At 51.1% G+C, this 25,811-nt stretch carries 22 protein-coding genes and 1 other RNA gene; 20 read left to right on the forward strand and 3 right to left on the reverse strand.

All coding sequences use genetic code 11. The features are described from left to right. The first annotated feature begins 122 nt into the window (after nt 1-122). From H8S80_RS04105 to H8S80_RS04125, 5 genes are all read left to right on the forward strand, one after another. Nucleotides 123-1,637 carry a sulfatase gene (locus H8S80_RS04105; protein WP_117630315.1) on the forward strand — a complete coding sequence of 505 codons (1,515 nt, stop codon included), beginning with the start codon at nt 123-125 and terminating at the stop codon, nt 1,635-1,637. Further along, nucleotides 1,634-3,121, forward strand: coding sequence for a sulfatase family protein (locus H8S80_RS04110; RefSeq protein WP_117630316.1), 1,488 nt, complete (start codon nt 1,634-1,636; stop codon nt 3,119-3,121). The genes H8S80_RS04105 and H8S80_RS04110 overlap by 4 nt, the downstream gene beginning before the upstream one ends. 14 nt (nt 3,122-3,135) lie before the next feature. Next, entirely contained in the window at nt 3,136-4,488 is a 1,353-nt protein-coding gene (locus H8S80_RS04115; RefSeq protein ID WP_002600177.1) for an MFS transporter, read from the forward strand. Between the two features lie 5 nt (nt 4,489-4,493). After that, nucleotides 4,494-6,845, forward strand: coding sequence for a glycoside hydrolase family 3 C-terminal domain-containing protein (locus tag H8S80_RS04120; protein WP_117630317.1), 2,352 nt, complete (start codon nt 4,494-4,496; stop codon nt 6,843-6,845). Nucleotides 6,846-7,257: 412 nt separating this feature from the next. Continuing rightward, the gene (locus tag H8S80_RS04125) at nt 7,258-8,367 is read left to right on the forward strand and encodes an anaerobic sulfatase maturase (protein WP_002600175.1); all 1,110 of its coding nucleotides are present in this window, start codon (nt 7,258-7,260) and stop codon (nt 8,365-8,367) included. A gap of 258 nt (nt 8,368-8,625) precedes the next feature. Here the strand turns inward: H8S80_RS04125 and H8S80_RS04130 are convergent, their stop codons facing one another. Further along, nucleotides 8,626-9,420, reverse strand: a complete 795-nt coding sequence (locus H8S80_RS04130; RefSeq protein WP_117630318.1) for a YdcF family protein — start codon at nt 9,418-9,420, stop codon at nt 8,626-8,628. A 208-nt stretch (nt 9,421-9,628) separates the two neighbouring features. On the opposite strand from H8S80_RS04130, the gene H8S80_RS04135 reads away from it, so the two are divergent. From H8S80_RS04135 to H8S80_RS04200, 14 genes are all read left to right on the forward strand, one after another. Continuing rightward, complete coding sequence (locus H8S80_RS04135; protein WP_117630319.1) at nt 9,629-10,462, forward strand: sialate O-acetylesterase; 834 nt, start codon at nt 9,629-9,631, stop codon at nt 10,460-10,462. Nucleotides 10,463-10,610: 148 nt separating this feature from the next. Next, nucleotides 10,611-11,720, forward strand: coding sequence for an FG-GAP repeat domain-containing protein (locus tag H8S80_RS04140; protein WP_117630320.1), 1,110 nt, complete (start codon nt 10,611-10,613; stop codon nt 11,718-11,720). After that, on the forward strand, nt 11,717-12,388 hold the full coding sequence (locus H8S80_RS04145) for a response regulator transcription factor (protein ID WP_002600171.1): 672 nt from the start codon (nt 11,717-11,719) through the stop codon (nt 12,386-12,388). The genes H8S80_RS04140 and H8S80_RS04145 overlap by 4 nt, the downstream gene beginning before the upstream one ends. Next, nucleotides 12,385-13,833, forward strand: a complete 1,449-nt coding sequence (locus H8S80_RS04150; RefSeq protein ID WP_025529371.1) for a sensor histidine kinase — start codon at nt 12,385-12,387, stop codon at nt 13,831-13,833. The genes H8S80_RS04145 and H8S80_RS04150 overlap by 4 nt, the downstream gene beginning before the upstream one ends. Next, nucleotides 13,830-14,660 carry a hypothetical protein gene (locus H8S80_RS04155; protein ID WP_117630321.1) on the forward strand — a complete coding sequence of 277 codons (831 nt, stop codon included), beginning with the start codon at nt 13,830-13,832 and terminating at the stop codon, nt 14,658-14,660. Before H8S80_RS04150 ends, H8S80_RS04155 begins: the two co-directional genes overlap by 4 nt. A 235-nt stretch (nt 14,661-14,895) precedes the next feature. Continuing rightward, a complete protein-coding gene (locus H8S80_RS04160) occupies nt 14,896-16,386 on the forward strand; it encodes an N-acetylmuramoyl-L-alanine amidase (RefSeq protein WP_117630506.1) in 1,491 nt (496 codons plus the stop codon). Between the two features lie 198 nt (nt 16,387-16,584). Continuing rightward, nucleotides 16,585-17,943 (forward strand): MATE family efflux transporter, encoded by a 1,359-nt coding sequence (locus H8S80_RS04165; RefSeq protein ID WP_002600167.1) that lies wholly within the window; start codon nt 16,585-16,587, stop codon nt 17,941-17,943. Nucleotides 17,944-17,986: 43 nt separating this feature from the next. After that, on the forward strand, nt 17,987-18,928 hold the full coding sequence (locus H8S80_RS04170) for a tRNA dihydrouridine synthase (RefSeq protein ID WP_117630507.1): 942 nt from the start codon (nt 17,987-17,989) through the stop codon (nt 18,926-18,928). A 61-nt stretch (nt 18,929-18,989) separates the two neighbouring features. Then, entirely contained in the window at nt 18,990-20,381 is a 1,392-nt protein-coding gene (locus H8S80_RS04175) for an esterase/lipase family protein (protein WP_117630322.1), read from the forward strand. 96 nt (nt 20,382-20,477) lie between these two features. Continuing rightward, nucleotides 20,478-20,820: a transfer-messenger RNA gene (gene ssrA, locus H8S80_RS04180) on the forward strand. Between the two features lie 319 nt (nt 20,821-21,139). Further along, the gene (locus H8S80_RS04185) at nt 21,140-21,529 is read left to right on the forward strand and encodes a hypothetical protein (protein ID WP_117630323.1); all 390 of its coding nucleotides are present in this window, start codon (nt 21,140-21,142) and stop codon (nt 21,527-21,529) included. Beyond that, a complete protein-coding gene (locus H8S80_RS04190; RefSeq protein ID WP_002600163.1) occupies nt 21,516-21,734 on the forward strand; it encodes a YdbC family protein in 219 nt (72 codons plus the stop codon). The genes H8S80_RS04185 and H8S80_RS04190 overlap by 14 nt, the downstream gene beginning before the upstream one ends. Nucleotides 21,735-21,823: 89 nt before the next feature. After that, complete coding sequence (locus tag H8S80_RS04195; protein ID WP_002600162.1) at nt 21,824-22,231, forward strand: ACT domain-containing protein; 408 nt, start codon at nt 21,824-21,826, stop codon at nt 22,229-22,231. Nucleotides 22,232-22,249: 18 nt separating this feature from the next. Then, nucleotides 22,250-22,792 (forward strand): GNAT family N-acetyltransferase, encoded by a 543-nt coding sequence (locus H8S80_RS04200; RefSeq protein WP_117630324.1) that lies wholly within the window; start codon nt 22,250-22,252, stop codon nt 22,790-22,792. Between the two features lie 111 nt (nt 22,793-22,903). Here H8S80_RS04200 and H8S80_RS04205 read toward each other — a convergent pair whose 3' ends face one another. Further along, nucleotides 22,904-23,692 (reverse strand): SDR family NAD(P)-dependent oxidoreductase, encoded by a 789-nt coding sequence (locus H8S80_RS04205; RefSeq protein WP_117630325.1) that lies wholly within the window; start codon nt 23,690-23,692, stop codon nt 22,904-22,906. 68 nt (nt 23,693-23,760) lie between these two features. After that, the gene (locus H8S80_RS04210) at nt 23,761-24,345 is read right to left on the reverse strand and encodes a TetR/AcrR family transcriptional regulator (protein ID WP_243007807.1); all 585 of its coding nucleotides are present in this window, start codon (nt 24,343-24,345) and stop codon (nt 23,761-23,763) included. Between the two features lie 199 nt (nt 24,346-24,544). On the opposite strand from H8S80_RS04210, the gene codB reads away from it, so the two are divergent. Next, nucleotides 24,545-25,798 (forward strand): cytosine permease, encoded by a 1,254-nt coding sequence (gene codB / locus H8S80_RS04215; protein ID WP_117630327.1) that lies wholly within the window; start codon nt 24,545-24,547, stop codon nt 25,796-25,798. Nucleotides 25,799-25,811 lie beyond the last annotated feature (13 nt).

Below are 25,811 nucleotides of genomic sequence, written 5' to 3' on the forward strand. Positions count from 1 at the left end.
GTTATGCGGTATGACGGGTGCTTGCACCAATTCGCAAGGCGAATTGAAAACCTTCATCAGAAAAAGAGCGGATAAAAGAGTACAGCAGATACAGAAAAATAAGATAAGACAGGAGGAGTATCATGAAGGCAATTATGGTGATGTATGATTCCCTGAGACGCGATTTACTGGAATCATACGGTTGTGACTGGACGAAGACGCCGAATTTCAAAAGGCTGGCGGATTTAAGCGTTCAATTTGAAAATTGTTATGTGGGAAGCATGCCATGTATGCCGGCGAGAAGAGAGCTGCACACAGGCAGAATCAACTTTTTCCACAGAAGCTGGGGGCCGATGGAGCCGTTCGACGACTCGATGCCGGAGATTCTGAAAAATGGAGGTGTCTACACCCATCTCGTCAGCGACCATCAGCACTACTGGGAGGATGGGGGCTGTACCTACCACAACCGGTATTCATCCTGGGAGATTTCCAGGGGGCAGGAGGGTGATCTGTGGAAAGCGGATTTGTCATACCGCTATGACCGCGGCACCGTATTTAAGAACAAGGAGGTCATGCTGAGTTATCCGCCTTACAGACGAATGATGGCTCAGGACGCGGTCAACCGCAGCTATATGGATACAGAAGAGAAGACCTCCCAGGCGGTTACATTTCACCAGGGGCTGGAATTCATCGAGAAGAACCACGGGGAGGACAACTGGTTCCTGCAGATCGAGACCTTCGATCCCCATGAACCGTTCTATTCACTGAAGGAGGACAAAGCGCTCTATCCCCATACCTTTCTGGGAGATGCGGCAGAGGAAGCCGACTGGCCGCCTTACGCGGCAGTGGCGGAAGATGAGAATACGGTTCAGCACGTTCGTTACGAATACGCGGCGCTGCTTTCCAAGTGCGACCGGTACCTGGGAAAGGTTCTGGATATGATGGACCAATACCGCCTGTGGGACGATACCATGCTTATCGTCAATACGGATCACGGCTTTCTGCTGGGAGAGCACGGATGGTGGGGAAAGACCAGCATGCCGATCTACGAAGAGATTTCCCATACACCGCTGTATATTTACGATCCCCGCAGAAAGGAGTGCGCCGGAATCCGCAGAAAGGCGATCGTACAGACCATCGATCTGGCGCCGACGCTGTTAGAATTTTTTGGAATGGAAATACCGGAGGACATGGAAGGAAAGCCGCTTGCCGGCGTAATGGATTCGGATGAACCTATCCGGAAATACGCGGTGTTCGGATACCATGGAAGTCAGGTGGATGTGACAGACGGCCGGTATGTGTACATGCATGCGGCGGAGCATCCCGAGATTCCTGCCTGTGAGTACACGCTGATGCCTACCCATATGCGGTATATGTTCCGCCCGGAGGAACTGGCGGGGATGGAACTGGCGGAGCCATTTTCCTTCACGAAGGGCTGCAGGGTTATGAAGATCGAGAGTAAGGACCATATGGGAGACACGACGTCATTCGGTTCTCTGCTGTTCGACTTAAAAGAGGACCCGGATCAGGAACATTCCCTGGAGGACGAGGCCGTGCGCGCACAGATGAAGGCTTATATCCGGGAATATATGGAGAAAAATGACGCTCCGAAAGAGCTCTTTTGCCGTCTGGGTTTCGAGGAAGAGAGGCCGGTATGAAAAAACGCCCGAACATAGTGATTATCAATCCGGATCAGATGCGGGCGGATTCCATGTTCCATCTGGGAAATCCGGCGGCGGTTACGCCCAATCTGGATGAATTGGCAAAAGAGGGGGTATCCTTCGCACATGCATTCTGCCAGAATCCGGTGTGCACCCCCTCGCGGTGCAGCTTTATGAGCGGCTGGTATCCCCATGTCGCAGGACACCGTACCATGAATCACATGATGCATGAGCACGAGCCGGTTCTCTTAAAGCGTCTGAAGGAGCACGGGTACCATGTCTGGATGAACCAGCGAAATGACTTGCTGCCGGCACAGAATCCAGAGTATTATAAAAGCTATTGTGATACTTATTTTACTGTCGGAAATGATCGGAAGCCGGATGCACTGCCCAGGGAGTCATTCCGGGGTGAACCGGGAGGAAAGAATTTCTATTCCTTTTACCGGGGCAGGCTGCCGGAGCATAAAGACCTGGATCAGGTCTGGACGGAGGGCGCGGCGGAATTTATCCGGGACTATGAGGAGGAACGGCCATTCTGCATCTTTCTGCCCCTGATGCTTCCCCACCCGACCTATCAGATCAGCGAGCCGTATTTCAGCCGTATTGACCGGAAGAAGCTGCCGGAACGGATTCTGCCTCCGGAGGGATATAGGGGAAAATCCAGAATGCAGAGAGAACTTGCGGTACTGCAGAACATGAAGGACTGGAGCGAAGAGGAGTACGATGAGCTGCGGTCGGTTTACTTAGGGATGTGCAGCAAGGTGGATGACTTGACGGGTCAGATCGTCCGTGCATTGAAGGAAAAAGGCATCTACGATGATACTGCCGTCTTCTTTTTCAGCGATCACGGAGATTATACCGGAGATTACGGTCTGGTGGAGAAGGTTCAGAACTGTTTTGAGGACTGCCTGACCAATGTCCCGTTTCTTGTGAAGCTGCCCGCCGCGATGCAGAAACGCCATGGCGTCAGTCAGGAAATGACGGAGCTGGTTGATTTCTACGCAACTGCGGAGGCGGTGGCAGAGCTGCCCGCCGAACACACACATTTTGGAAAATCCCTGATTCCTTATATGGAACAGCGGGAAGAGGCGCTTCGCCAGGCGGTGTTCTGTGAGGGCGGTTTCCGAAAGGGAGAAGACCACTGCAAGGAGACCGGGGGCCAGGCCGTACCGGATCCGGGCGGCCAGTACTATCCGAGGCAGTTTTTACAGGCCTCCGATGAGATGTACAACGGAAAAGCCACGATGTGCCGTACAGGGGATTACAAATATATCAGAAGACTCTATGAGGAAGACGAATTCTACGATTTGAGACTGGACTCGAAGGAGACCAAAAACCGCATCGGATGCCCTGAATATGCGCCCATAATCGCGGAAATGAAGGAAAAGCTTTTGGAATTTTACCAGGATACGTGTGACGTCGTTCCATTTCAAAAAGACACCAGAATGGAAAAGGATTTTACACGAAACATTTATTTATAAAGGAGAAGAAACGTATGGAAACGAAGTATGCAAAAGCAAAGTTTTTGGATGTGTTCAAATATTCATTTGGGGGACTGGGGTCAAACCTCGCATTCTTTCTTGTAATGTCTTATCTTACATTCTTTTATACCGATATCTTCGGAATCAGCTCCATGGTGGTTTCAGGCCTCATGCTGATATCCAGATTTATCGACGCATTTACCGATCCGATTATGGGAATGATGGGTGACCACACCCGCTCGAAAATGGGAAAATACAGGCCATGGATTATCTGGGGAGCTCCGGTCCTTGGATTCCTTATCTTCCTTCTTTTCACTGCGCCGGACTTATCACCGAATATGAAAGTGGTCTACGTCTATGTGGTCTACATCGCATATTCTCTGGCCTCAACCGTAGTAAATATCCCGTATCATTCCCTGACGCCGGTTATGTCTCAGGATCCGTATCAGAGAACGGTTATCGTTTCATGGAAGCAGGGCATGGGAACCGTATCCCAGTTTATTATCACCATCATGGCACTTCCGCTGGTAGAAGCATTTGGCGGCGGAAAACAGGGATGGGCCATATATGGCGCACTCATCGGTATTCTGACGACTGCCGCATTCTGGATCTGCGCATGGGGCGGAAAGAAGTACGATGTCTGTGATATGGAAAAAGAACGCGTTCCGATGAACATGGCAAAAGATTTGAAGCTGCTGGTGAAAAACAAACCCATGCTGATGCTCATGATCGCCTTCGGTACGGACGTACTGGCCAACGCGACCTACAGCGCCGTAAATATGTATTACTTTAAGTATGTGTTAAACCGGGTAGATCTGGTTCCCAAGGTTGCCTCCGCCATTCTGTTTGCCGGGATCATTCTCCTTCCGCTGCTTCCCGCACTCTCCAAAGTGTTTGGGAAAAAACGCCTGTACTGGTTCGGAAGCCTGTTCTCGATTGTACCGCTGGTGGTCATGTGGCTGAAGCCTACGGCATCGGTTACGATTCTTATGAGCATGATGGCTGTATTCGGATTCATTTCCCGTATTCCAAGCAACCTTGGATGGGCGATGCTTCCGGAGTGTTCTGATTACGGCGAGTGGAAATTCGGTCAGAGAGCAGATGGCCTGATGTCCTCCTCCCTGACATTTATCAACAAGTTTGGCATGGCGATCGGCGGATTTATCGCCAGCTTCTTCCTGGGACTGGTCGGCTTTGTAGCAAATCAGGAGCAGACTCCGCAGGTATTAAATATGATCGTGTTCCTGCGTTTCGGAATGCCGGTACTCGGTTATATAGCATCCCTGATTTCCATGGCATTCTATGAGATTACCAATGAGAAATACTCCCAGATCCGCACGGAACTGGACGAGAGAAAGAAGGGTTGAAAACTATGACAAATGGAATCAAAGATCATATAAAAGTTCTGGTAAAATCCATGACTCTGGAAGAAAAGGCGCTTCTGTGCTCCGGAAAGAATTTCTGGCAGCTGGAAGGTATTGAACGTCTGGATATTCCCTCCATCATGGTAACCGACGGCCCTCACGGTCTGCGCAAGCAGGCCGGTGAGGCGGATCACCTGGGGCTGAACCAGAGCGTAAAGGCCACCTGTTTTCCGCCTGCGGTTACCTCGGCCAGCAGCTGGGATGAAGCTGCTCTGTATGAAATGGGGCAGGCCATCGGAGAGGAGTGTGTTCAGGAGGAGGTTGCGGTTATTTTAGGACCGGGAACCAACATCAAGCGTTCTCCGCTCTGCGGCCGTAATTTTGAGTATTTCAGCGAAGACCCGTATCTGGCCGGCGAGATGGCAGCTGCCTGGATTAACGGTGTTCAGAGCCAGGGAATCGGAACGTCTCTCAAGCATTTTGCAGCCAACAATCAGGAAAAGGCCAGGCTTGTCAGCAATTCGGTGGTGGACGAGCGGGCGCTCAGAGAAATCTATCTGGCCCCGTTTGAAAAGGCGGTAAAACAGGCGCAGCCGTGGACCGTGATGTGTTCCTATAACCGGATTAACGATGTGTACTCCTGTGAAAATGAGTGGCTGCTGACGGAGGTTCTTCGGAAAGAGTGGGGCTTTGAGGGGCTGGTCATGACTGACTGGGGCGCCATGAATGACAGGGTGAAAGCACTGAAAGCCGGCCTTGAGCTTGAAATGCCAGGACCGGATCCCCATAATGATAAGAAAATTGCCGATGCAGTGAGAAATGGAGAGCTGGATGAAGCGGTATTAGACCGCGCGGCAGAGCGTCTCCTTACCATGATCAGGAAAGCCTGTGAGGTCCGCAAAAAAGAGTACGACGCGGCGGCACACCATAAGCTTGCAAGGCGGATTGCGGCAGAATCCGCAGTACTGCTCAAAAATGACGGAATGCTTCCGCTCAAGAAAGACGGTTCCTATGCGGTGATCGGCGCATTTGCCGAAGCGCCCAGATATCAGGGCGCCGGAAGCTCAAAGATCAATCCCCATCAGGTCGATTGTGTGCTGGATTCTCTCCGCGAAAATGGCATTGCATTTGAATATGCACCTGGTTATGAGCTGGAACATGATACCATCAATCAGACGCTGATGGAAGAGGCAGCCGCCTGTGCCAAGGGGCGGGATGGTGTCATCGTATTTGCCGGACTGCCGGATTCCTATGAGAGTGAGGGCTTTGACCGGACGCATTTGAATATGCCGGAGTCCCATACAGCGCTGATCGAGGCGGTAGCTGCGGTAAATCCCCATGTAACGGTCGTTCTCCTCTGCGGCTCCGTCGTCCTAATGCCATGGAGAGAGCGGGTGGAGAGTATTTTACTCGCCTGTCTGGGCGGAGAGGCGGCGGGAAGCGCCTGCGCAGATGTGCTGACCGGAGCGGTGAATCCTTCCGGCCGCCTGGCGGAGACGTTTCCGCTTTCACTGGAAGATACCCCGTGTTATGAGCATTTCGCAGGAGAAGGAAAGGACGTGGAATACCGCGAAAGTATTTTTGTCGGCTACCGTTACTACGACTGGGCTGAAAAACCGGTAGCCTATCCATTTGGATACGGACTGTCGTATACGACCTTCTCTTACGATACCATGGACCTTATATGGGATGAAGAGGCAGAGATGGGCGAGGCCAGAATTACAGTGACCAATACGGGTAAAACCGCCGGCGGTGAAGTGGTTCAGCTCTATATCGGCAAAAAACAGTCGGCTGTGATGCGAGCTGTCAGAGAACTGAAGGGCTTTAAAAAAGTGTTCCTGCAGCCGGGAGAATCGCAGGAAGTGGTAATCGGCCTGGACAAGAGAAGTTTTTCCATTTACGATACGGACCTCTTCGGCTGGGCAGTTGAAGCGGGCACGTATCAGATCTATGCGGCGTCCTCCTGCCGTGAGTTAAGACTCAGCAAGGAGCTGAACCTTCAGGGGATGCAGCTTTCCGGCATACCCGGATATGATGTCAGCGAAGTCGTAAAGGACGGCCGTTTCTCGGCAGACAGAGAGCAGTTTAAGCGCCTGTTTAAGGGAGAACTCCCCTTAACGCCGGCCGCCAGCAGAATTACACTGAATACAACCGTAAAAGAAGCTTTGGCAAGCGAAAAAGGAAAAGCCCTGCTGGGCGGTCTTGTCGAGGGATACTCGGCCCAGTATGCAGGCGAAGACGACATCAGCCGCATGATGCTGTCCATGCTTTTTGACATGCCTCTGCGGAGCCTGGCGATGTTTGGGGCGGTAAAGATTGAGACGCTGGAAGAGATTGTGGAGGAGATTGAGAGAGGGTAACTGAACTGCTTCTCCCCGGCGGCCCTGCTTCCCGTCCCGTCCCGTCTGGCTCATGCGGCCTTTCCAGTTCCGGTTTCGGGCATAAGCACTTCTAAACGTGCAGAATTTTTCTAAAAACCAGGGGAAATGCCCAAACTCGCTGCGCTCAGACAGGTGGTCATTTCCCCTGAACGAAAAATCCTGCGCGTTAAGAATTGCTAATACCCTGCAAAGTCACAGGAAAGGCCGCATGAGCCAGACGGGACGGGACGGGAAGCAGGGCCGCCGGGGAGACTGGAACACTTCCCCCAATTACCGGGCATGGCTTAAGTTTACTCTTGTACTTACGGTAAGAAACCATTATAATATTTATCAGTGTGTTTATGAAAATGGCCGCCGGCATGATTGCCGGTACGAAAGAGGGAGGGTGCTTATGCCGCCAATCAGTGTACTGATTAAACCATCGTCAGGAAATTGCAACCTGCGGTGTGAATACTGTTTTTATTATGATACGATGTCCAAACGGGAACAGGGGGCCTACGGGTTTATGTCGGTTGAGACATTAGAGGATGTGATCCGCCAGGTTCTGGCTTATTCGGAGGGAAGCTGCACGATTGCGTATCAGGGAGGCGAGCCGACGCTGAGCGGGCTTCCGTTTTTTGAAAAGTCCATCGAATTTCAGGAAAAATACAATGTCAACAACGTGAAGATTTTCAATGCAATCCAGACGAATGGTTCGCTTTTGGATAAGCAGTGGGCGGAATTCTTTGTGAGAAATCATTTCCTTGTGGGCGTATCCCTGGATGGAGGACCGAAGCAGCATGATTATTACCGGAAAACTCCCGCAGGAAAAGGCAGCTTTACCCGGATCATGGAAAATATTGAAATGCTTAAGAAGACCGGAGTGGACTTCAACATACTTTCCGTGGTGCATGCGAGAACCGCGCCTCATATCAAAAAAACGTATGAGTTCTACCGGAAAAATCAGTTAAATTACCTGCAGTTTATCGCCTGTCTCGATCCGCTCATGGAAGAACCGGGTGGCCGGGATTATTCGCTGACACCGGAGGCGTACGGAACGTTTCTGATCGATTTGTTCGAGCTGTGGTTCCGTGATCTGAAGGAGGGAAAACAGCCGTATATCCGGCAGTTTGAGAATTATATCGCGATTCTGCTGGGCCAGATGCCGGAATCCTGCGACATGCGCGGGACCTGCGGAATGCAGTACGTGGTAGAGGCGGATGGAACCGTGTATCCATGCGATTTCTATGTGCTGGACGAGTACCGTCTGGGGAATTTCCGGACGGATACGGTGGAGATGATAGATAAGAAGCGGGAAGAGATAAAATTTATCGAGAAATCCCTTCAGAAGGAGGAGGCGTGTGCAGACTGCCGATACGCAATGCTCTGCCGCGGCGGCTGCCGGAGAACCAGACAGGAGGATCACGGGAATCATCAGTACTTCTGTCAGTCGTATAAGATGTTCTTTGATGCCTGTCTGCCAAGTCTTGTGGAGATCGCAGAGAGGATTGGACGCGGATAAGGAATTCACCGTACCAGCCAGAAATCTGACACCGGACTGGAGTTGGAATTACTGCAGGAGTATATCTTTATAGCACTTGACATTTTTCAGGAAAGCACTTCATTTTGGGATTAATCCAGATAGAAAAAAGCAGGGTAGAATGACCGGCAGAATCATCACAAGCCGGTAATCCTATCCTGCTTTTCATTACGAGGCCAGTACCGGAGACCCGGGTGCGGGGACTGGCAAAGCCTGAAACAGGGCAGTGGTGAGCGGCCGCTAGTCCCGGGAGGCATACAGCGGATTGGCCTGCCGCACCATGCCGCGGCAGGTGTGCTGAAGCTCATCAAAAGCGGCGGCGACGCTGTCGGGAATGTCGACGTGCGCAATATAATTTTTGCCCAGGGGTCCGTATCCCTCCGGACCATCGGTGAGACGCGGGATTTCCCCCATGAGAAGCGTGAGATAACGGTCGATGTCCCACATGCCGAAGATTTCTGTATCATAGGCAGGCTTCCCGTCCTTCATGATGACATTTGCCTGGTAGACGGCATAATTTATGATGGTGACGTCATCCGAGACGTACTTGCGCAGTCCGGCTTCCATGCGGTGCTGCATGGTGGCATCCTGTGCCAGGATGATGGAACGGAAGGAAATCTGATTTTCCCGCAGCAGATCCAGAAGATACGTAATATTGTTGCCGCAGTTGGTGGAGCAGCATTCCAGAAGATCGGCCTCCAGCCCATAGCGTGCCTTCAGATAGGAAGCAAAGACCCTGGCTTCCGGCAGTCCTGCCGTCTCAATATCAGGGAATTCCTGATGGACCCGGATTCGCAGCGCTTCCGTGGTATGGCCGGCTCCGCCTGCAATGACGTACTTTTTCGCGGCATGGCTCTGCATCGCCTGGGCCAGTACATCGCCGCCGCACAGAATGCTGCCGCCAAACAGCACCATAACGTCTGCCTGATCGATTCCGTAAGTTTTCTTTAATTCTTCGGGAGACAGTTGGGAAACGTCTCTTTTTCCGCAAAATCCTCCTAAAATGTTAATGTATTCCACGATTCGTTCGTTCATAGACATCCTCCGTATGTGTACTTACAGGTTCATTATAAAACAGAAAGACAGCGTTGTGAACTACGGTAAAGCCAAAAACTGCTGAAATTTTATTCCAGTCATGGTATACTGGATACAACAGGACCGGTTACCGCCCTGATTTTTTTCGCTCACAATGCGAAAGATGCTTATAGGAAAAAATAATTTGTTGTAACGGAGGTAGTAATCCATGAAATCATTTCTGTTAATCGGTCAGTCAAACATGGCAGGGCGCGGCTTCGTTCATGAAGTGCCCTCAATCTATAATGAAAGAATCGAGATGCTGCGCAACGGAAGATGGCAGATGATGACTGAGCCGATAAACTATGACCGGCCGGTTGCAGGCGTAAGCCTGGCGGCGTCCTTTGCAGAAGCCTGGTGCCGCATGAATCCGGATGAAAAGATAGGCCTGATTCCGTGTGCGGAAGGCGGAAGCTCCATCGATGAATGGGAGACAGAGGGCGTGCTGTTCCGCCACGCGGTCAGCGAAGCAAAATTTGCGGTGGAGAACAGTGAACTGGCGGGAATCCTGTGGCATCAGGGAGAAAGCGACAGTGACAGCGGAAAATATAAGATGTATTACGAAAAACTGTACAGGCTTGTGACGGATTTAAGAGAGGCACTGAATGCTGCCGACATTCCGTTTATCATAGGAGGACTCGGGGATTATCTGGGAAAAACCGCATTCGGTGCAGGAGGCATCGAGTATGAACGGATCAATCAGGAGCTGCAGCGGTTTGCTGAGGAGAATCCGTGCTGTTACTTTGTCACGGCAAAAGGGCTTACGGCAAATCCGGACGGAATCCATATCAATGCCGTTTCACAGAGAAAGTTTGGCTTGCGGTACTTTGAGGCTTATAGTGAGCGGAAGCATATCGAACAGCCGCTGGCTGAGGAAGACAGGCTCGTGGACCGGTGTCACAACCGGGATAATACAACGGCGGAAAAGAGATATCTGGCACTTGAAGGTTTTACTTCGGGGAAAATATCATACGAAGAGTTCAGGAAGGCTTTTGTGAGTTAGGTGAAGCCAGGTGATAGTGAACCACCCAATCATCAAAAATGTCCGGTGGGCGGCTCTTGCTTTTTTGCTTTCGCCATTCCATTTTCCCGCTATGTCTGATAAAATATCAATGTACACGAATGACGTCTGAGTCCGAAGAAAAAGGCAGGTGATCCCTTTGAAATACAGAAAATTATTTGTCCGCACCGCGGCAGGCCTTCTGTGCTTGTCCCTGTTTTCCGCGGCCTGTCCCGGCCGCTTTCCCGTGCAGGCGGAGGAGGAGCAAAGTGCGCTTTACGCCTACAATGCCTATCAGAAACGCCTTGAAGGTGTGAAGAAAGAGGCGGATATCGCCGCAAGCGGTTTCGATATTATTGAGAACCAGGTATTTACCATGACGGTAAAAGCATTTGGGGATGTCTCCATGATTCCTGCCATTGACCGGACGTATCACCGCCTCGTCCTGTTTTTTGCAGATGAAAACGGAAACACGGTCTATCAGACGGATCAGCTGGAGACAAACAATCAGGTCAGAGGGGAGCTTAATCAGCTCAATCAGGGGATTTCCGCCGTCTCTTTTCAGGATTTAGACGGAGACGGAAAGACAGATATTCTGCTGATTACTTCCTGTGAAAAGGAAGATTCCGCCGCAGGCAGGGCATATAAGGTTGGAGATGTGCTGTTTCAGAATGAAACTGGTTTTTACCGCGACTGGCGCCTCTCCGACAAGATTAACCGGTTTGGAATGAACAAGAGTATCCGGTTTATCGCCTCTTTCTTAGAGGATGGATATTCAACTGAATTCCTGTATACAGCCGCTACGCTGGATGAATTAAAGGAACATGGATTCAAGGTGGTATCCGAGCAGAGTTACTGGCGCAAGTTCGAGAAGCTGGGGAACCTTCTGGTGGTTCCGGGAACGTACCGGATGGCGGAGTATACCGTATTTATGGTCTATCTCGTCAATGAGCAGGGCTACATCGTATGGAGCTTTCAGCCTATGGGCGACTATGAAAATCTGTATGCGCTGAAGGGAGTCGCCTGCCGAGACATTGACGGTGACGGGATGAAGGATCTGGCGGTTCTGGCGCGGTACAGCTATGAGGGAAAAGACGGTGAGACGATCCTGGAAAATGATTATTCCATCTATTACCAGAAGACGGGCGGATTCTATCCGGAAACAGAATTTAAGAAACAGTACCAGAGTAAAGACGACAGCACGATGGAGGAACTGGTGGAAAAGGCCAGGGCTTATTGGGGGTGGAGACAGGAATCATGATAAAAATACTGATAGTGGACGACGAGAAACCGATTTGCGATCTGATCGATTTGAACCTGTCGGAGGCCGGATACCACTGCACGGCGGTTCAGGATGGGGCGGAGGCGCTCAGAATCATAGAAAATGAGAAATTTGACCTCATTTTACTGGATATCATGCTGCCGGGGATTGACGGCTTCGACATCATGGAATACATACGCCCCATGGAGATACCCGTTATTTTCATTACCGCAAAATATGAGGTGAGAGACCGGGTGAAGGGGCTTAAGCTGGGGGCCGATGATTATCTGGTGAAGCCCTTTGATGTGGTCGAGCTGGTGGCCAGAGTGGAAGCGGTTCTGCGCAGATACAATAAGACGGAGAGGCGTTTGTCTGCGGGCGACGTGGTGGTCGATGTGGAGGCGAGGACCGTTATGAAGGGCGGAATGCCGGTGGAGCTGACCAATAAGGAATTTTTGCTCCTGGTCCTCTTTTTGCGGAACCGGAATGTGGCGCTGTTTCGGGAAACGCTGTATGAGAAGGTGTGGGAGGGCGAATACTCCGGCGACAGCCGTACGCTGGATTTGCATGTACAGCGTCTGCGGAAGAAGCTGAACTGGGAAAACGGCGAATTTCCACGGCTGGTGGCCGTATATAAGGTGGGGTACCGGCTTGAGGTAGGGCGATGAAATTTTCACTGAAACTGCTTTTATGGACCATGATTGTCATGGCGGCTGCATTTGGATTCAGCGGGTTTTATTTCGTTAATTACGTGTTTGAACGTGCCCTGGACCGGGAAGCCGGGCAGGCGCTTGATGAGAGCAGCATTCTGAAGTTTGCATTTGAGACGGCCGCGCTCAATGTCCCGGCCAAATATGATGTGCTGCAGGAAGACACGACGCGTCAGATCGCCTCCAACTTAGAGGCAGGCGGGCAGGACACGGGACGTATGCTGCGGATTTCCGATGATCAGAAACAGGTGCTTTACGCAGCAGACGGCTTCACGGCCGATGACGGGCTGCTTCTCGCACTTGACGAAAATACGAAGACCTACCGGGTGATCCGGCTGGACGACAGCTATTATATTCAGACGGCCGCCCGGGTGGAGGCGCTGGATAAGAGGCTTTATTTAGAGACGATGAGAGACGTCACCGAGGTGTTTCATGACCGGGCTACGGGCTTTGTGGTTTACCGGAGGGTGACGGTCGTTATTCTGCTTCTGGGAACGGTTCTCATGCATTTCATTTCTTCCTGGCTGACAAGGCCGATCCGGCTGCTGACGCGGGCCACAAAACGGATGGCGGCGGGCGACTACGACTATCGCGCCAGGCTCGTAAGCGACGACGAGCTGGGGCAGCTGACGGCGGACTTCAACCGTATGGCCAACGCGCTGGAAGATAATATCATCAAGCTGGAAGAAGAGATCCGGGCGAGGGAAGATTTCGTGGGTGCCTTTGCCCATGAGCTTAAGACGCCGCTCACCGCGATCATTGGTTATGCGGATATGCTGCGGTCTCACCGGCTGGATGAGGAGAAGAGTTTTATGTGCGCCAATTACATTTACACGGAAGGACGGCGTCTGGAGACGATGTCGCTTCGGCTGTTAGACATCATTGTGACGAAACGCCAGGAGATCGAGCTTCAGATGGTCTCTGCGGAATCGCTGTTTTTCTACCTGTATGATATGTACGCGGCGAAGAAAAATATGGATTTTCATTTTACTTACGATGAAGGGATGATCCGGTGTGACGCAAGCCTGATAAAATCCGTGCTCATCAATCTTCTGGACAACGCCTGCAAGGCATCAGAGCCAGGCAGCCGCATCGATGTGGATGGGTATGCCGTTTCGGAGGGCTACCGCTTTTCCGTTAAGGATCACGGTGTCGGGATTCCGGAGGAGGAAGTTTACAAGATAACGAAGGCATTTTACATGGTGGATAAATCCCGTTCCAGGAGCAGAAACGGAGCCGGCCTGGGGCTGGCTCTCTGTGAGGAGATACTGCTTCTGCATCACAGCAGGCTGGAAATCGAGAGCGAGCCGGGAAAAGGCTCCTGCTTCAGCTTTGTCCTCCCGTGGGAAGACGGCGCTCCTGCCGCCTGGCGGAGCGACGGCGAAGGAGGTGGCGAAGTATGAAAAAAACAGCTGTAAATTTCTTGCTGCTTCTGTTTGCCGCCCTGGTCATGGCTCTGGCCATCTGGGGGCCGGAAGCCATATCCGGATACCGCGACAAATCGGTTTTGAATGAGATTCACGTAAAAGATGGGGAGGGAGAAGGCGAGGGATACCGATACTCCTTAAGCCGCAGTGATAAGCTGTTTATCCTGGCGGAGGCTTTAAACAGCCAGACGCTTCCTGAGAGCGAACCGTATGCCGGGGAGAGGCAGGAGGCTTCCGGTGAAGCCTACGGAGAGACGGCGGGAACGTATGCGTTTATCGTCAATCACAGAGGACCGTCCGATCGTGAGATCAAAGAGGAGGAGCTGTTTGGGGTCGTAAACGAGGGCCTTGAAACGCTGAAAGAACTGGGAATTCTTCCTGATTCCGTGAGAGAAGCCGATCGTTCCGCCTACGACGCTGTCCTCTATTCTGCGATCGACGTGCTGGAGCCTCGGAATAACGTGGCAGTGTGGAAGGTCAGCCTTTCCAACATTCAGAAAAACAACGACCGGGGAAACCGCCTGATCGATGCCTATATCGACGCGGATGATGGAAAACTATATGAGTTTTATGTCCGGACGGAACGCACCTGGGCTGACATGGATCCGGATGAGATCGCCGGGAAGTGGAGCGGATATTTGGGACTGGAAGCTCCGCAGCCCTATGAGGGAAACAATCCGCTGATGGAAATGACGCCGTATTTTAAGAAGTACGTGTTTCCCGGAACCGGAAAAGGAAATACGACTGCGACGGTCGGTTATTACGACGGTATCCAGGAATTATTTGTAAAAATATCGAGATGATGCAACTATGATGCAAAAATGATGATCTTTTGATGCAGCTCCTGTGTAATCTGGAATCAATGAATATTGAGACGGATGACACAGGAGCTTTTGTGCAGCAGAAAGGGACATTTTAATGTGCCGCTGCCTGCGGCAGGTGTTTGACTGCACAAAAGCCTTCCGGATCGGTTTCGCAGGGCGTGCAGACGGCAGAAATGAATTTTCAAACATGCCCTGGCGAGGGAGGAGCTGTACAATGAGATACGAACGAGAAACCCGTTGCAGAAAAAACGGGAGAAACACGAGAAGAAGATGGCTGGAGGATTGTGCTGCGGCAGCGGCTGGCGGAATTGCGGCTGTGTTTCTGTTTACGGCAATGGAGACGATGGGGATGTTTCCGGGAGGTGATGCGGCGGTGAGCCCGGTGGCGGCTGAGGCGCAGGCGGCGACCGGGAGCCAGACGGCGTCGGAAATCAGAAAATTGGCAGAGTACCAGTTGGAGGCAGCAGGCAAAAATGATAGAAGCGGCACATGGCAGGAAACTGGCGTACAGAGCCGGACGGAGAAACAAACAGTTTTCCAGACCACAGAAAGCGACCCGGAACATCCGCTTATTATAGTAGATCCGGGCCACGGAGGGACCGATGAGGGCTGTTACGCAGACGGGGTACTGGAAAAGGACATCAATCTGGAAATCGCAAAGAAGCTTCGGGAGGAGCTGGTGGAATCGGGCTACAGGGTGATTCTGACCCGGGAAACTGATATCTATATGACGAAGGAGCAGCGGGCGGAAGCGGCGAACCGCTATGGCGCCGATGCCTTTGTGAGCATTCATCAGAATACGTATGAAGAGGAAGAGCCAACCGGAATCGAGACGTGGTACGACGGAACGGACCCCTCCCGTGACAGCAGGCGGCTGGCTCTCCTGATTCATGAGGAAACGGTGAAGCGTACTGGAGCCAAGGAGAGGGAACTGAGGGGCGACGCGGGTTTTGTGGTGACAGGCTGGACGAAGATGCCTGCGTGCCTGATCGAGACCGGCTTCCTGTCCAGCCCGGAGGAACGCGGAAAGCTTACCCAGGCGGAATATCAGGAGAAGCTGGCGGAGGGCATCGCGGGAGGGATCGACGCCTTTTTCCACCCCAAAACCATGTATTTAACCTTTGATGACGGGCCTTCTGCGGAAAATACCGCCGCCGTTCTGGATGTGCTGAAAGCCCGGAACATAAAGGCGACATTTTTCCTGGTAGGCGAAAACGTCAGGAAAAATCCGGAGGTGGCAAAGCGGATCGCAGCAGAAGGCCATACCATTGGAATCCACTGCAACCGCCATGATTACGAGCAGATTTATCAAAGCACAGCCAGCTATCTTGAAGATTTCAACGAGGCCTACAAAACTGTGCTTGAAGTGACCGGAGTGAGAGTAACGCTCTTTCGTTTTCCGGGCGGAAGCATTAATGCATACAATAAACCGGTATATCAGGATATTATCAAAGAGATGACGGCCAGAGGCTTCATTTATTTCGACTGGAATGCCAGCCTGGAAGATGCATTAAAGAAATCCGAGCCGGAAGAACTGATTGCGAACGCCCGGGAGACGGCGCTGGGAAGAAAACACGTGGTGATGCTGGCCCATGACATTGTCCACAGCACGGCACTCTGTTTGAACGATCTGATCGATCAGTTCCCGGAATACCGGATGGAACCCCTGACACCGGAGGTGGCCCCGGTACAGTTTCACCCATAAAGGTGTTTGAAATCCACTGTATTCCGCAAAATACCGTCGCCCATGCAGCCGTCATGAGCGGCGGTATTTTTGCGTTTGCTTCGCTCTCCGGCCGGACACTTTCCGGAATCGGATTGCACTTTTTGCCTTGACAGGTTATAATCATTCTGGAAATATACGGTATTGATAAAAGGAAAAAGAAATCAGGAGAAAATTAAAATGGCCAAAATTAGGACAATGACGGAGGGGCATCCGCTGAAGCTTATTTTCGCGTTTTCACTGCCTCTGATGTTTGGCAATGTATTTCAGCAGTTTTATACCGTGGTGGACACCATGGTGGTTGGTCAGGCGCTGGGCGTCGGCGCGTTGGCTGCGCTCGGGGCCGCGGACTGGCTGAACTGGATGGTGTTGGGGATGATTCAGGGCATATCCCAGGGATTTGCCATACTGATGGCCTACGAATTCGGGGCTGGTGATTACAGAAAGCTTCGGCAGGTAATTGCAAATTCGGCGATTCTGGCCTGTCTTGGATCCGTGGTCATGTTAGCTCTCATGCAGGCGGCCGCGCGGCCGGTCCTGCTGCTTTTGAATACGCCGGATGAAATCATCGGGCGGAGTCTTTTGTATTTAAGGATCATGTTCTGGGGAATTCCCATTGTGATGGCATATAATGTTCTGGCCTCCATCCTTCGGGCCATGGGAGACGGGAAAACACCGCTCCACGCTATGGTGGTGGCCTCCGCAGTCAACATCGGCCTGGACCTGCTGTTTGTACTCGTCTTTCACTGGGGGATCGGCGGTGCGGCCGCGGCCACGCTGATCGCGCAGGCCTGCTCCAGTTTATACTGTTTAAGGAGCCTGTTAAAGGTGTCGATTCTTTCATTTGAAAAGAAGGATTTTCACCTGGAACCGTATCTTTGCAGAAAGCTGATGACCCTGGGAATTCCCATGGCATTCCAGAATGGAATCATCGCTGTGGGCGGTATGATTGTGCAGTCGGTGGTCAATGGATTCGGAGTTCTCTTCATCGCAGGATTTACGGCGACCAACAAGCTGTATGGACTGCTGGAGATCGCCGCGACCTCCTATGGCTATGCCATGACTACTTATGTGGGCCAGAATCTGGGCGCCGGAAAGATCAGGCGCATCAGGCAGGGGATGAAATCAGGGCTTCTCTTAGCCATGCTCACCTCGGCTGTGATCGCGGCCGTGATGCTGGTCTTCGGGCAGGCGATTCTCGGGTGCTTCATCACGGGAACACCGGAAGAGGCGGCCAGGACCATGGAAATCGCCTACCATTATCTGGCGATCATGAGCGTCTGTCTCCCTATCCTTTACCTGCTTCACGTGGTTCGTTCATCCATCCAGGGAATGGGAGATACGGTTCTGCCCATGCTGTCCGGCGTGGTGGAATTTTTAATGAGAACGGGAGCTGCGCTGTTTCTTCCGCTGGCTATGGGGCAGGAGGGCATTTTTTATGCAGAGATCCTGGCCTGGATCGGCGCGGATGTGGTGCTGGTCGTCAGCTATTTTGCGAGAATAAAAGGATTGAAAGGCGGAGACGAGTCTGGTGATTGAAAAGAGAGAAGATCATAAGGAGCCATGCTGCTGTTTTGCCCCGATGGAGGGGATTACAGGCTATGTATACCGGAGCGCCCACCATGCGCTGTTTCCCCATGTGGACCGGTATTTTACTCCATTTTTACAGCCGAACCAGAACCACCGCTTCGCTTCGAGAGAGCGAAATGATGTGCTTCCGGAACATAACAAAGGAATTACCCTGATTCCTCAGATTCTTACAAACCGTGCGGAGGACTTTATCTGGATGGCGGGCGAGCTTGAGGCGCTGGGGTATGACGAGGTGAATTTGAATCTGGGATGTCCGTCCGGAACGGTGGTTACTAAATATAAGGGAGCCGGTTTTCTGGCGAAAAAGGAAGAGCTGGATTCGTTTCTCGACGAGGTGTGTGCGGGAATCCATATCCGCCTTTCCGTGAAAACAAGGCTGGGAATGGCATCGCCGGATGAATTTGAGGAACTGCTTGAGATTTACAATAAATATCCCTTAAAAGAATTGATAATCCATCCGCGGGTGCGAAGTGATTTCTATAAGAATACGCCCGACCGCGCCGCATTTCAAAAGGCTCTGAAAGCCAGCAGAAATGAGGTATGGTACAATGGAGACATCTTCACTCCCGGGGACTGGGAGGAGTTCCACGCCGGATTTCCGGAGGTGGACTGCATCATGCTGGGCCGGGGCCTGATCGCAAATCCCGGACTGGCCGGTGAGATCAAGGGATTCAGATTCCCGGACAAAGGCCGGATTAAGGAATTTCACGATATGATTTACCAGGGCTACCGGGAGACCATATCCGGCGACCGGAACGTCCTGTTTAAGATGAAGGAACTCTGGTTTTACCTGCTGTTTCTTTTTCCAGGATCAGAAAAATACGGAAAGAAGATTCGCAAGGCGGAGCGGGCCGCGGAGTATGAAGCTGCCGTCGCCTCGCTGTTTTGGGATCTGGATATTCAAGAGGGACGCGGATACGGAGCAGAACGTTAAAGAGCAGGTGTCAGGGGGCATCATCGGCGGATAACAGAAGAAGACAGAGGGGAGTAAACTCATGAAGGCAAAAAGATTATTAAGGAAGCTGTATCTGGCGCTTATGATTGCGGCGGTATCGAATCTTCCGCTGCTTGTGTACGGCTTATTTACCGGACGCCTCATGGAAGGGACGATTCGGCCGCAGCCCGCAGCGGCAGTTGTTGGGGCCATTCTCTTAAGCATTTGCTGGCTCTATTTTAATATAAGACCGTACCATGACAAGAATCATGCTAAGCTGCGTCTCGTTATTATGCGCGGCGGACGGACTCTTGGATTTGCGGCGATTTATGGAATTCTGGCACAGTGCCTGATTGCATTTGTCCTATATCCCCGCCTGCTCCGCGGCAGCGCAGAGGCGGCGGAATGGCCGGCGGGAGTCCTGATCGGCAATATGATATTTGCGGCAGCGGCTCTTCTGGTTCTTCTGTGGAACGGAATTCTGAGGATGTATCTTACGTCGGCGCGTCTCCGCGTGAGAATGCGGGTCCTGATGCTGCTGGCCATGTGGATTCCGATTGTCAATCTGGCTGTGCTGCTCCATGCCATGAGACTGGTGCGGGCGGAGTATGATTTTGCCTGCTACAAGGAGTCCGTCCGGTCGACCCGCGTGGAGTCCGATCTCTGCCGGACGAAGTATCCGCTCATCATGGTGCACGGAGTCGGCTTCCGCGACCTTCGTTACTTTAACTACTGGGGAAGAATTCCCCGGGAACTGTCTCGGTTAGGGGCCACTGTCTATTATGGCAATCAGGAGGCGCTGGGGACCATCACCTATAACGCAGAGGACATTCGAAAAAAGATCCTGGAGGTGGTGAAGGAGACGGGCTGTGAAAAGGTCAACATTATTGCACACTCCAAGGGCGGTCTGGATGCGCGTTACGCCATCAGCAAGCTGGGGATGGCGCCATACACGGCATCGCTTACCACGGTCAGCACCCCGCATCACGGATGCCGGTTCGTCGACTATGCAGTCCGCTTACCGGAAGGCTTATACCGTCTGGTTGCCAAATGCTTTGACCGGACATTTTCCCGATTTGGGGATAAGAACCCGGATTTCTATACCGCCACTCATCAGTTTTCCACAGAGTCCAGCAGGGCATTTAATGAAACGGTTCCCGACGCGTCCGGTGTTTACTATCAGAGCTATGCTTCAAAGATGCGTGACTGTTTCAGCGATCCGCTGCTGTGGATTCCCTACTGCCTCATAAAGCCTCTGGAAGGGGACAATGACGGCCTGGTAAGCACGGAGTCCGCCCGCTGGGGAGAGTTCCGTACCGTGTTTGCCAGCAGCAGCCACCGCGGGATATCCCACGGGGATATGATCGACTTGAAACGGGAAGATTATAAGGGCTTCGATGTGGTGGAATGCTACGTCCAGATCGTCTCAGAGCTGGTAAAAAAAGGATTTTAAAATTAGCAGTTCCAAAATCCGGAATCTTGGGCAGCACTCTTGACAGCGTTCCCGTTTCGTGCTAGTATAAGGATACCTCAAAAGAGGCACCAGTCCGGGGTAGTACTGGTTTCGACAGGGGTCATGCAGCTGGTGAAGCTATCCGCATGCGATGCGTTAAATGGCAAACTTAAATATAAACGCTAACAATAACGAATTAGCACTGGCAGCTTAATGCTGCTTGTCGGCCTTAGGGCACTCACACCTTAAGAATCCGGCATCGACGATGTGAGAAACGACTTATGCAAAGCTTTGAGCATATGGGCGTATGATGAAGCTACTGAACTCACCAGGGTGTCAGTTTTCGGGTGACAGAGGGAATGTAAAATAACTGACTATGATAGTAGAAGAACAGGGAATTGGTTTTTGGACACGGGTTCAAATCCCGTCTACTCCACTCAAAAGGCTCAGTATTTACTGGGCCTTTTCTTTTTTATGTAACAGGAAAGTGCTCCTGTTACACAAAAAAGCCCTCCTGGCAGGAGGCGCACTCCGCGCTAAGGAAGTATGGCCGCTAAAGCAGCCGCGCTCCGGCGCGCGACTCCGGCTCGCCGGACTCTTTATTCTATGGGTATACCGTGTTCCCATATTCTGCGGTTCACAGTCCGGATAAGGGATGAACGGCTGATCCGGTGATTGACAGATCATAAAAAGGCTGATATTCTGAAAGCACGCGGCTGATACTCAGGACGACCGGACAGCATACAGAGGTGATTAATATGAAATTTATGGGATTTACCATAGAAAGCAGGGAAGAACAGAGAAAACGGGAAGAGGAAGCCCTGCACCATTATTTCCGTTACGGTGCGAAGCACAGAAACAAGGTGGGAAGGCTCCTGGAAGAACTGATTCCGGGCGAGAAGCGGGAACACCTGATTATGTATTACCTGCAGATCAAAGACGCCATGGAAAAGGGCGGGACACAGGATTTTGATGAGGCAGTAAAACGGATTAATCCCAAAAACCGGATTATTTCTGTCAATAAAACGATCCATCAGTACTATAAAGCGGTCATGGAGGCAGATGCCGATATAAAAGAGGATCTGGAACTTCCGACTGCGGAGGAAATAAAGAAACGGGAAAGAGGAGCAGAGAATGGCGGATATTAAGTATGATATTGTAAAAGAGTTTGGCGTTCTGTCCGAGAATGCCAAAGGCTGGAGAAAAGAAGTGAATCTGATCAGCTGGAACGGCGGTGCCCCGAAGTATGACATCCGTGACTGGGCGCCGGATCACGAAAAGATGGGAAAGGGAACGACGCTGTCCGAAGAGGAGATGAAAATTCTGAAAGAGATTCTGGGAGAGCTTCTATAACAGAGGTGGTTTCAGAATGGACAGGTTTATGGTATAATCTGTTAATCAGCGAGCCATAAGGCGAAAGTAAACAATCAGGAGGATAAGTTATGCTGAAGCAATTATCGATTTACGCAGAGAATAGAAAAGGCACATTTAAGCACGTCACCGGAATTCTTGAGGAGGAGAACATCAATATTCTTGGTTCCGTAACCAATGACAGTGCAGAGTATGGAATTATCCGTATGGTTGTATCTGCTCCGGACAAGGCGGTAACGGCACTTGAGAAGGCGGACTATCTGTGCAAACTGACTGACGTGGTGGGCGTTGAGATGGCGGATGAAGTGGGAAACCTTCATCACCTTTTGATGGCTCTCTCGGAGAGCAACATCAATGTGGATTACGTTTACCTGTCATTTAACCGTGATTCCAACAAGCCGATCCTGATTTTTCATGCAGATGATATCCGGGCGGTCGAGGCGTGTCTGGCGGGAAAAGGTTTTACGGTAGTCTCTTAGGAATATGGGAGGATTACTATGAGAATAGAGGACGCAATCATCGATCTGGGCGATCATCAGCTGCTTCTTAGAAATGCCGGAGAAGAGGATGCCGAAATGCTGCTGGAATGCTTAAAAACAACGTGCGGCGAGACCAGGTTTCTTGTGAAAGAACCGGAAGAGATCGATTTAACGCTGGATGACGAGCGAAAATTCATACATAATCAGAATGAGTCGAAACAAAATATCATGCTTCTTGGATTTGTCGATGGAGAGTACGTCGGAAACTGTTCCCTGATGGGGATGGAACAGGGCAGATATCACCATCGCGTCAGCCTGGGGATCGCGCTGTATCAAAAGTATACCGGCTGCGGCATTGGAAAGGCGATGATCGGGAAGCTGATTGAAATTGCGAGAGAGCATCAATTTGAACAGATCGAGCTGGAAGTCGTAGCTGATAATCAAAGAGCGATAGCTCTCTATAAGAAGATGGGTTTTGAAATCTTCGGGACATTTCCGAACAATATGAAGTATAAGGATGGGACTTATGCAGACGCATATTGGATGATGAAACGATTATAACAGACAGGTTTGAGCTGTTTGAAAAATGCAGCAGAATAGAGAGTCTGGCTTGCCGGACTCTCTATTCTGTTTCAGAACATGCACCTGACCGTGGCCGTTTGCCGTGGCCGTTTATTTCTTGCCGGAGAAACTGCTGGAAAACCTGGCCGCCATCCGGTAAAACAGGTTCCTGGGTAAGAACCTGGCGAGAGTCCGTATCATCTTTGCACCGGTGTCGGGTACGGAGATGACCTTTTTCTTAGCGAAATCTTTCATGGCGTCGGCGACGATGGCGTCGGGATCGCGAAAACCGAATAATCCCTTCCTGCTCTTATCCATATGCATTTCAGCGCTTTCATGAAAATGTGAATCAATAAATCCGGGGCAGACGGCCTGTACCCTTATGTCCGTACCGGAGAGTTCCATATGTAAGCCTTCGGTAAAATTTATAATATAGAGCTTCGTGGACGAATAAAGAACATTGTGCGGGAGAACGGCAAAGGCGCCGTCCGATGAAATGTTAATGATGGCACCGGAATTCCTCCGTACCATGCCCTTTAGTACAAACTGGGTCAGCTTCGTCACACACCAGACCTGCAGATAAAGCATCTTTTCCACATCCGTTTCCGGGGTATCGACAAAGGCCGGTTTTAGCCCGAAGCCCGCGTTGTTCACCAAAATATCGATGGTTCGATCTCCGATTTGGGAGAGGAACCGATTGATCCCGTCTAAGCTGGACAGCTCTGCGATGATGACCTCCACGTTCACATGGAATTGATTTTGCAGGCTTTCCGCATTTTCCCTGATTATGTTTTCCCGCCGTCCGGTTATGATTAAATTGCATCCTTTGGAAGCAAAGTATCTGGCATAGCTGAGCCCAAGACCGCTGGTTGCGCCGGTGATTAATGCTGTTTTACTCATTGATAAGACTCCTCTCATTGAACAATGTTCACTCACTGCCCGAAATGCCTCACCTGTCAATATCTGTGCTATTGCAGCTTCAGCAGTCCGGTAATATAGCTTCTGGCCAATTCTGTTTTCCTTTCCGGAGACAGTTCGTCATCATTCAGAATCGGAAACAGGCCATAAAGTACAAATTTGGAAAAGGAAGCGGTATCGGCGACCGCCGCGGTTCCATTTTCATTCAGGCTGTCGAAAAAAGACTTTACATAAGGAAATAAATAATCACAGTTGGACAGAAACAGCAGGCTGTGGAAGGTTTTATTATCAGCCTGATGGAAAAATTCATGGTATTTCTCTTTGCCGTCGCGGTCCAGGAATAAGTCCGCAACGCAGTCCAGTAATCCGTCGATGTCCCCGCGGTATCTCTTTAAAGCCTGAACGATGGGGGCGCAGTAGTCCAGAACGTACTGGGAGACGGCGCTGTCAAATAATTCCTGCTTCGAATTAAAATACCGGTAACAGAGGCCGGGAACGACGCCGATCACTGCGGCAATATCTCGCATAGTCGTTTGTTCATATCCCTTTTCTGTAAATGCCCGCATGGCGGCGTCCATAATTTCCTGTTTTCGCTCCTCCGGCGGCTTGGAAATCCTTATTTTTTCTTCCTTCACGGTATCACCTCTCTTCTCTGAAATCATTGTAGCACTCGAGTGAACAAAAGTCAATGAACAATATTCACTGGATAAAAATAGATTTGATTGACATTCCATAAAAAGATTTGTATAGTAGTCTACGGAAAAGAACGCAATCCGATTGAATGATCAGATGCGCTCTGGAGACAATATTATAAATAAGAAGACGAGGTGCGCAATGACAAAGGAAAAGGCAACGGCAAAGGATACCGAATTTTCACTTACCGCCGTACCGCCTCAGCTGAAGCGTCAGGGGCTGTGGGCTGCAATGGTAGTGCTGGTGGGTTTCACATTTTTCACGCCCAGCATGACTGCGGGAGGAAATTTAGGAATCGGCATGAACGCAGCCGGATTTGTGGCGGCAATGCTGATCGGCAACATCTTTTTAGGGATTTACTGTGGTATATTGGGGTATATCGGGCAGAAGACGGGGCTGACGCTGGATTTACTGGCGCACCGATCTTTCGGTGAGGTCGGTTCCTTTCTCCCATCAGCCTTAATCAGCTTCACACAGATCGGATGGTTTGGCGTGGGTGTCGCCATGTTTGCGATCCCGGTATCGGAGCTGACTCATGTGCCGGTTGCGATTCTGATTATCATTACGGGCATCGTGATGACGCTTACCGCCTATTTCGGTATCAAGGCGCTGGCGGTTCTTGGATCCATTGCGGTTCCGCTCATTGCCATTCTGGGTATTTATTCTGTCAGCTGGGGTGTCAGGGAGGTTCACGGTTTTGCGAATGTCTTCGCACAGAACCCGGAGAATCCGATTTCGCTGGCGGCTGGCATTGCCATCGTGGTTGGATCTTTTATCTCGGGAGGAACGGCGACGCCAAACTTCACCAGATTTTCCAGGACGCCGAAGACTGCGGTCACGGCGACGGTGGTAGCTTTCTTCGTTGGAAATTCCATCATGATGATATTTGGAGCCGTTGGCGGCGCTGTTACGGGAGTTGCGGATATCTTTAATATTCTGATTTTACAGGGACTGGCGGTTCCGGCGATTATTACGCTGGGACTCAACATCTGGACGACCAACAATAACGCGCTTTACACAGCCGGCCTCGGAGTATCCAATATTACCAAGGTTCCCATGAAGCCCATGGTTTTAGCGGGAGGTCTGGTAGGAACGGCGACGGCTGTCTGGCTCTACTATAATTTCGTCGGTTTTTTAAATCTGCTGAGCGGGATGATCCCTCCTGTCGGCGCGGTGATCATTCTCCATTACTTCTTCCACAAAAAGGATTATATGGACGAGTCCTATCCGCATACAGCAGTGAATCCGGGCGGGATTTTGGCGGTGGCTGGCGGAGCGCTTGTAGGAATCTTTGTCCAGTGGGGGATTAAGCCGCTGAATTCTTTGCTGGTTGCGGCTGTGATTTTTGTGATCATCGACCGTATTTTTGGAAAACGTACATCCAGTACTAGATAGGAGAGGAGAACCG

Source organism: Hungatella sp. L36, assembly GCF_014288035.1.

Bases quoted from the DNA above. Each gene is read 5' to 3' on its own strand.
- H8S80_RS04170 (WP_117630507.1), top strand. From the start codon at position 17,987: ATGGAGGGGATTACAGGCTATGTATACCGGAGCGCCCACCATGCGCTG.
- H8S80_RS04185 (WP_117630323.1), top strand. From the start codon at position 21,140: ATGAAATTTATGGGATTTACCATAGAAAGCAGGGAAGAACAGAGAAAA.
- H8S80_RS04115 (WP_002600177.1), top strand. From the start codon at position 3,136: ATGGAAACGAAGTATGCAAAAGCAAAGTTTTTGGATGTGTTCAAATAT.
- H8S80_RS04125 (WP_002600175.1), top strand. From the start codon at position 7,258: ATGCCGCCAATCAGTGTACTGATTAAACCATCGTCAGGAAATTGCAAC.
- H8S80_RS04105 (WP_117630315.1), top strand. From the start codon at position 123: ATGAAGGCAATTATGGTGATGTATGATTCCCTGAGACGCGATTTACTG.
- H8S80_RS04190 (WP_002600163.1), top strand. From the start codon at position 21,516: ATGGCGGATATTAAGTATGATATTGTAAAAGAGTTTGGCGTTCTGTCC.
- H8S80_RS04205 (WP_117630325.1), bottom strand. From the start codon at position 23,692: ATGAGTAAAACAGCATTAATCACCGGCGCAACCAGCGGTCTTGGGCTC.
- H8S80_RS04145 (WP_002600171.1), top strand. From the start codon at position 11,717: ATGATAAAAATACTGATAGTGGACGACGAGAAACCGATTTGCGATCTG.
- codB (WP_117630327.1), top strand. From the start codon at position 24,545: ATGACAAAGGAAAAGGCAACGGCAAAGGATACCGAATTTTCACTTACC.
- H8S80_RS04130 (WP_117630318.1), bottom strand. From the start codon at position 9,420: ATGAACGAACGAATCGTGGAATACATTAACATTTTAGGAGGATTTTGC.
- H8S80_RS04150 (WP_025529371.1), top strand. From the start codon at position 12,385: ATGAAATTTTCACTGAAACTGCTTTTATGGACCATGATTGTCATGGCG.
- H8S80_RS04165 (WP_002600167.1), top strand. From the start codon at position 16,585: ATGGCCAAAATTAGGACAATGACGGAGGGGCATCCGCTGAAGCTTATT.
- H8S80_RS04195 (WP_002600162.1), top strand. From the start codon at position 21,824: ATGCTGAAGCAATTATCGATTTACGCAGAGAATAGAAAAGGCACATTT.
- H8S80_RS04155 (WP_117630321.1), top strand. From the start codon at position 13,830: ATGAAAAAAACAGCTGTAAATTTCTTGCTGCTTCTGTTTGCCGCCCTG.
- H8S80_RS04160 (WP_117630506.1), top strand. From the start codon at position 14,896: ATGAGATACGAACGAGAAACCCGTTGCAGAAAAAACGGGAGAAACACG.
- H8S80_RS04200 (WP_117630324.1), top strand. From the start codon at position 22,250: ATGAGAATAGAGGACGCAATCATCGATCTGGGCGATCATCAGCTGCTT.
- H8S80_RS04135 (WP_117630319.1), top strand. From the start codon at position 9,629: ATGAAATCATTTCTGTTAATCGGTCAGTCAAACATGGCAGGGCGCGGC.
- H8S80_RS04120 (WP_117630317.1), top strand. From the start codon at position 4,494: ATGACAAATGGAATCAAAGATCATATAAAAGTTCTGGTAAAATCCATG.
- H8S80_RS04175 (WP_117630322.1), top strand. From the start codon at position 18,990: ATGAAGGCAAAAAGATTATTAAGGAAGCTGTATCTGGCGCTTATGATT.
- H8S80_RS04110 (WP_117630316.1), top strand. From the start codon at position 1,634: ATGAAAAAACGCCCGAACATAGTGATTATCAATCCGGATCAGATGCGG.